The 915-nt window shown below is 66.8% G+C and carries 1 pseudogene; it reads left to right on the top strand.

What is annotated here, in order from left to right:
- Positions 1 to 37: 37 nt before the first annotated feature.
- Positions 38 to 894, top strand: a pseudogene (locus tag J5X75_RS43800) (IS5 family transposase).
- Positions 895 to 915 lie beyond the last annotated feature (21 nt).

Raw genomic sequence — 915 nt, forward strand, 5'->3', positions numbered from 1 at the left:
CCTAGGCCGTGTCTTCAAAGGATCATGGCCATGGATGATGTACGGCGTGATCCGCCGCTATGAGTTGACCGACGCCGAGTGGGAATCGCTGTCACCGCACCTGCCGTCGGTGATCACCGGCGGCCGTCCGCGCGAGGACGACCGCCGGGTGCTCAACGGCATCGTGTGGAAGATCCGCTCCGGCGCGCCGTGGCGTGACGTGCCCGCCCGATACGGCTCCTGGAAGTCGATCTACACCCGTTTCCGCAGGTGGGCGTTGGACGGCACGTTCGCAAAGATGCTCGCCGCCGCCCAAGCTGCGGCGGACGCGAACGCCGACATCGACTGGCTGGTCTCGGTCGACTCCACCATCGTGCGAGCCCACCAACACGCCGCCGGCGCAAAAAGGGGCGATCGGAACCGGACCAATCGGATCACGCCCTCGGACGATCTCGTGGTGGATTGACCACCAAGATCCATCTGGCGTGTGACGGCGCCGGCCGGGTCCTGGCCTTCGTGCTGTCCGGCGGCAACGTCAACGACTGCACCCGCTTCGAGCAGGTCATGAACGCCCTCCGTGTCGAACGGATCGGGCCGGGCAGGCCACGCACCCGCCCCGATCATGTCATCGCCGACAAGGGCTACAGCACCCGCGCGATCCGCCGCTACCTGCGTCGCCGCGGCATCGCCCACACCATCCCGGAACGCTCCGACCAGCAGAAACACCGCCGCAACCGCGGCCCACGCGGCGGTCGACCGCCGACCTTCAACAAACTGATCTACCGGCACCGCAACGTCGTGGAACGCTGCTTCAACCGGCTCAAGCAATGCCGCTCGGTGGCCACCCGCTACGACAAGACGAGCACATCGTTCCAGGCCACCGTCACCATCGCCGCGCTGCTGCAGTGGCTATGACCCTTTGGCGACACGGCCTAG

Source organism: Actinoplanes flavus (assembly GCF_017592555.1).
In the GTDB taxonomy this organism is placed as follows: domain Bacteria; phylum Actinomycetota; class Actinomycetes; order Mycobacteriales; family Micromonosporaceae; genus Actinoplanes; species Actinoplanes flavus.